General features: G+C 45.8%; 5 protein-coding genes. 3 read left to right on the plus strand and 2 right to left on the minus strand.

What is annotated here, in order from left to right; translation table 11 throughout:
- Nucleotides 1–362: 362 nt before the first annotated feature.
- Nucleotides 363–1,835, plus strand: coding sequence for an MBOAT family protein (locus QT987_RS29170; protein WP_333246939.1), 1,473 nt, complete (start codon nucleotides 363–365; stop codon nucleotides 1,833–1,835).
- Nucleotides 1,836–2,226: 391 nt separating this feature from the next.
- On the opposite strand, the gene QT987_RS29175 is transcribed toward QT987_RS29170, so the two are convergent.
- Both QT987_RS29175 and QT987_RS29180 read right to left on the minus strand, forming a co-directional pair.
- Nucleotides 2,227–3,051 (minus strand): sulfurtransferase, encoded by an 825-nt coding sequence (locus tag QT987_RS29175; protein ID WP_333246941.1) that lies wholly within the window; start codon nucleotides 3,049–3,051, stop codon nucleotides 2,227–2,229.
- A gap of 26 nt (nucleotides 3,052–3,077) precedes the next feature.
- Nucleotides 3,078–4,034, minus strand: coding sequence for a hypothetical protein (locus tag QT987_RS29180; RefSeq protein WP_333246943.1), 957 nt, complete (start codon nucleotides 4,032–4,034; stop codon nucleotides 3,078–3,080).
- Nucleotides 4,035–4,115: 81 nt separating this feature from the next.
- On the opposite strand from QT987_RS29180, the gene QT987_RS29185 reads away from it, so the two are divergent.
- Together QT987_RS29185 and glmU are read left to right on the plus strand one after the other, a co-directional pair.
- Nucleotides 4,116–4,400: a hypothetical protein gene (locus QT987_RS29185; RefSeq protein WP_333246945.1), complete on the plus strand. Its 285-nt coding sequence runs from the start codon at nucleotides 4,116–4,118 to the stop codon at nucleotides 4,398–4,400.
- Between the two features lie 99 nt (nucleotides 4,401–4,499).
- Nucleotides 4,500–5,879 (plus strand): bifunctional UDP-N-acetylglucosamine diphosphorylase/glucosamine-1-phosphate N-acetyltransferase GlmU, encoded by a 1,380-nt coding sequence (gene glmU / locus QT987_RS29190; protein WP_333246946.1) that lies wholly within the window; start codon nucleotides 4,500–4,502, stop codon nucleotides 5,877–5,879.
- The last annotated feature ends 68 nt before the right edge of the window (nucleotides 5,880–5,947 follow it).

The raw sequence follows: 5,947 nt of genomic DNA on the forward strand, positions 1-5,947 counted from the left end.
TTGTGGGAGGGGCTTCCCGCCCGTCCAAAACGGACGGGCGGGACGCCCATCCCACAAACTTGTGGAAGTTATTTAATTCTCATTCCTAAGAGAGTGAATTTATAGCAGGCAAGATTTATTTAATTTGCAACAGAATTTAACCTTTGTGCTGTAAAATGTAGCAGTTCTCAGTTGCCGACTATATAGTAGGGACTTACCGAGGGCCTGTTTTCGTGTGGGCGATCGGCTAAAATCCAGGATAAATCTTGTTCTTAGCAAAGTCTCGATTAATAAAAATAATGCAACAGTAGACCCGGAATCCAAACCCATACAAAATAAGCCATTCCCAATTCTAAAATCTAAAATCTAAAATCTAAAATGGTATGACTTTCATCTCCCTTCAATATGCGCTGTTTCTGTTAGTTTTGTTCGCGGCTTACTGGTTGGTTCCGCTGCAGTGGTGGCGACTGTTCATCATGTTGGCGGGTAGTTTGATTTTTTATGCTTCGCTGCAAATTTGGTACATCCCTCTGCTGTTAGTCGCTGCTTTGTTTAATTACTGCTTGGGGATGGCGATTGGGGAACCTCTGGATTGGCGGATTGCTAATGAATCTTGGAACCGCCGCCGTTTGTTGCTGCTGTGGATAGGAATTTCCCTGAATGTGTTGCTGCTTCTGGGCTTTAAGTATGTGCCTTTTTTATTGAGTTCGATCGGCACTTTGTTAAATTGGCCTTTTGCTATCGACGGGGCTGACTGGGTGAAAAGTCACGTCATCGCACCCCTGGGATTGAGTTTCTTTTGCTTTGAGTGCATTGCTTATTTGATTGACGTGTACCGAGGCGCGCCTGCTGCTACTTCGCTGCTGCACTTTGCTGCTTACAAGTTGTTTTTTCCAAAACTGATTTCCGGCCCGATTACTCGGTATCACAACTTGATATATCAACTGAAAACCCAACAATTTCCAACGCCCGATCGCATTTCTGAGGGACTTTGGACGATCGCCTTTGGTGCAGTAAAAAAAGGTCTTTTCGCAGATAACTTGGGAATTTATGTCGATTTAAGCTTTACCAATTTACAGCGGGCGGGTAGCGAGGATTTGTGGCTGGCGATTTTGGCTTACGGGCTGCAACTTTATCTTGATTTTAGTGGCTATGTTGACATGGCGCGGGGTACTGCTTTGCTGCTGGGTTGGTATTTGCCACCAAATTTTGATTTTCCTTATTTTAGTGCCAGCATAGCTGATTTTTGGCGACGCTGGCACATGACTTTAGGCGATTGGCTACGCAATTATTTGTATTTTCCTTTGGGCGGTTCGCGAGTCGGTTTGTGGCGCACTTGTCTGAATTTGTCTATTGTCATGTTAATTGCGGGAATTTGGCACGGGGCGGCTTGGGGATTTATTGTGTGGGGGGTTTTACACGGTTTAGCTTTGGCGGTTCACAGGCTGAGTGATGTGCTGTTTAAGCGGTTGCGGATCGAGTTTTTGTGGGAAAATCCGATCGGGATTGCGATCGGTTGGCTGTTGACTCAGGCGATGGTTTTTGGTAGTTGGATATTTTTCCGACTTCCCGATTTAAAGGATTCTGGATGGGCGATTTCGCATTTGTGGGGACACACTGCTGATGTGCAGTTTGCTGAGAAAGTTTATGTAGAAGCTTTGGGTTTAGATAGAGTGAGTTTAGCTTGGATGTTGGCTGCTTTGGCTGTGGCGATGCTGGGGAATTATGCGTTGAGTCGGGGTTTGAAATTAGAGTTAAATTGGCCGATGAAATTGGTGTTAGTGCCGCTTTGTTTGTATGCGGTTTGGCTGTTGGCTCCCGAAGGCGGTTTGCCTTATATTTATTTTGATTTTTAGGGTATTGTTTAATTCGCCTTCTGAACAGGCAAGATGCCTGTTCCACAAAGAGTAGATTTTCTTGTGGAACAGGCATCTTGCCTGTTCTTGAGAATGGTGCAAGATGTCAGTCGAAGTGATTACCCGCTACCTATTAGTGTCAACTTAAGCTTTTAGTCCGCCAGTCCTCCCGCTCACCCAACAGTCCGCCAGGGAATGAATTCCCTGTCTCATAGCGAAAGTCCTCTCAAAGAGGACTGAAGAACTCATTAGTCCTCATAGCGAGGAATTTCGCTTTGATATCATTTCCGGTTACACCGGCATGATGTTGACGGTTGACGGTTGACGGTTGACGCCGTGAACAGTCAACAGTGAACAGTCAACAGTCAACAATCATATCGAGGAGTGCACCCTACAACTGATAAGAACACCAGTCACTCCAGCTACCGACATAAAGTTTAGCATCGGGAATTCCGGCGATTTCTAAAGACAGTAAATTGACGCAAGCCGTCACCCCGGAACCGCAATAAACGATGATTTCTTCCGCTTTTTCTAATTCTGTCCACCGCTGTTTTTGTTCGGATGCCGATCGCACTTTTCCAGTTTCATCCGTCACCCCTTGCCAAGGATAGTTAACCGCACCCGGAATGTGGCCTGCAATGGGGTCGATCGGCTCCCGCAAACCTTCATATCTCTCGCTTTCTCGCGAATCAACCAAAACCTTTCCCGGCAAGTCTTTACGCTCTTTTACCGCCTCAATATCTACCGCCAAATCCTGTTGCAAATGAGCAACAAATTTACCCTCACGGGGTTCTGGCAAAATATTTGTTACCGGATAGCCCGCCGCTTTCCAGCCACTGAAACCGCCGTCTAACAAAGCGACTTTGCTGTGTCCCATATATCGCAGCAGCCACCACAAGCGAGCTGCAAAAGCCAGTCGCGAATCGTCATAGGCGACGACTAAAGTTTCTGGTGAATTAATGCCGATCGCGCTCAATTTATCAGCTAATTCTTCAATATTTGGCAGCGGATGTCTACCGCCATGTTTGCCCACAGCACTCGCGAGATCGCGGTTTAAATCTAAATAGAAAGCTCCGGGAATGTGACTTTCTTGATATTGTTTTTGTCCCAATTCATGGTCGGCAAGGGAAAAACGACAGTCAATGATTACAACTTGCGGATTGTCGGTATTGGTGGCTAACCATTCAGGAGAAACGATTAAAGTGTTGTCAGTCATAAGTATTCAAATCTATGTTTTAACATTTATCGGGAAGGAGCTTTTTTATCGGGTTCTGCTTTATCGGTACGAGATTTTTTAGAAGTTTGTTTCTCCGAAGCTCTTTTTTCAGAATTAGATTTTTTAGGAGTTGCTTTTTCCGAAGGTGGTTTTTCGGCTGGTGCGGGAGTTGGAGTTGGCTGAGGGGGAGTTACTGCTGCTTCTTGAGCGTAAAGCAGATATTTCTGATACTCGATTACTTTTGCTTGAGCTAGTTGATGGTTGGGGCTAGAAACTGGTACTCTTCTCATTAATGAGACGGCTTCTTGCCAACGATCGATAACTGTACTCCAATCTTCCTTGGTTTTTGCCGATCGCCCTAATTCTGCTGCTTTGAGTGCGCTGTTAACGGCTTCTCGAAAAGTATCTGGTGCAGTTGCTAAATCTGCTGTTTCATCGGGATTATTGCCCGCAGTTGCTGCTGGCTGGTTCAAAATTTTACCGACAAACGCCACCACGGCGATCGCCAACATACCCGTTACTAGCCCGACTACAATGAAAGTCGATCGCAGTCGGTTTTCAAATGCAGCAAGTTCCGACGGTTTTTCCTCCTCAATATTGTTCTCCATCTCTGTGCGATCGTCCATATTAGCAACAGCAGTATTTGGTACAGATTCTCCTGCAAAACTTTGTTGTTCAAAAGTGCTGTTGTCCAAACTAAACTCGTGACTCCAAGCAGCAGCAATCTGACCGCTTTGTCGGCCCTCAACCTTCACTTTGCGAATCGAATCCGGCTGCAAATTGGTCAGCTCGGTGCGAACAAAATCAACTAATGTATCTTCTTTCGGTACCTGCTCGGCCTCAAGAATTACATCCAAACAATCGCCGTCGAGATTAGCGGAGGCTGTGATGCCTTCAGATTGCAACTGGCTCTCAAGCCAAGATGCGATCGCAGTGGCAATATCTCCCTGCTTGGCAAGTTCCTGAAAATTAAGCTCTGTCATAGCTGGACACCTGATAATGCAGAAGGAATGAAAAATTCATAAATAGTTTTTTTAAGTTAAAAACACCCTAACTGAAATTCAATGAATAGTATAATATATCGCGGCAAATCCCAGCCCAAAGATGCAAATTCTCACTCTCCCTCCCCCTGGCATCCCTTGGGGAATGACTTGCATTGCTTGGCTTTAAGCCGAACTCAGGTTTGTAGTGAGGAATGCAAGTCGTCTTGCTCAGCCGCCAAATACTGCTGCTGCAACCAGGTTTTTGATACCGGGCGCGCCAGTCCAGATATTGCAAGCGTCGCCCCTACAACCAGCATCCGCCTGGAAAAATGCTCGATCGCGCGGATGCGAGATGGGAAATTTTAGATGAAAAATTTGTGCGATCGCAGTGCCATCGGCGGACAGCGAGTGATATCATCAGTTAGTCAATATTCAAGTTTTTATAGCAAATAACTCGATCGCACAATGGTAGCAATAGCAATTTTAGCGGCTGGACGCGGCACGCGCATGAAATCTGACTTGCCTAAAGTTCTACACGAATTAGGCGGTCGATCGCTAGTTGAGAGAGTCCTCCAAAGTTGTCAAGAAATTCAAATTACCAGGCGACTTGTCATCGTCGGTTATCGAGGTGAACTCGTTAAAGAATCCCTGATTCGAGGTCAAGAAATATCAGGGAAAAATCCTCAATCTCCTCCCCTAGAATTTGTAGAACAAACCGAACAATTGGGAACCGGTCATGCCATCCAACAATTGCTGCCTCACTTAGAGGGATTTCAAGGAGACTTGCTGGTCTTAAATGGGGATGTACCTTTGCTGAGGGCAGAAACTATCAAACAATTGATGGCCATTCACAAACAGCACAAAAACTCTGCTACTTTATTGACAGCTAATTTACCGAATCCCCAAGGGTACGGACGAGTATTTACCGACAGTCAAAACTTAGTCCAGCAAATTGTCGAACACCGCGACTGCACACAAGCTCAAAAGCAAAATCACCGAATTAATGCAGGTGTTTACTGCTTTCACTGGCCGGATTTAGAGAAAATTTTGCCAGAATTGAAGGCAGATAATGACCAAAAAGAATATTACCTAACTGATACGGTAAATTTCCTCAGTCCGGTGATGGCGGTGGATGTGGAAGATTATCAAGAAATATTGGGAATTAACGATCGCAAACATTTAGCCACAGCTTGCGATATTTTGCAAATGCGGATAAAGGACAAGTGGATGACGGCGGGAGTGACGCTGCTCGATCCCAACAGCATCACGATCGACGATACCGTAGAGTTGCAGCCGGATGTGGTAATTGAGCCGCAAACTCACTTGCGGGGAAATACTTCGATCGCCTCCGGGAGTCGCATTGGCCCCGGCAGTTTGATCGAAAACAGTCAGATTGGGGAAAATGTGACTGTGCTTTATTCAGTGGTTTCTGACAGTATGGTTGCTAAAAATTCGCGAATTGGCCCTTACGCACATTTGCGGGGACACGCAGAAATTGGGGCTAACTGTCGCGTCGGCAATTTTGTAGAATTGAAAAATACTCAAATAGGCGATCGAACTAATGTCGCTCACTTGTCTTATTTAGGCGACGCGACTTTGGGAGAAAAAGTCAACATCGGTGCTGGGACAATTACGGCGAATTATGACGGAAAAAACAAGCACAAAACTCAAATAGGCGATCGGAGTAAAACGGGTTCTAACAGCGTGCTGGTTGCACCGATAACTTTGGGGGAAGATGTTACTGTAGCGGCGGGTTCTGTGGTGACAGAAGATGTGCCGAATGATTGTTTAGTAATGGCTCGTTCCCGGCAAGTTGTCAAACCAGGTTGGAAGTTGAAGGAATGAGAATTAAATAACTTCCACTCTTGAAAGTGGGATGGGCGTCCCGCCCGGCCAAAAAGGACGGGCGGGAC

The organism is Microcoleus sp. SVA1B4, from assembly GCF_036700545.1.
In the GTDB taxonomy this organism is placed as follows: Bacteria; Cyanobacteriota; Cyanobacteriia; order Cyanobacteriales; family Microcoleaceae; genus Microcoleus.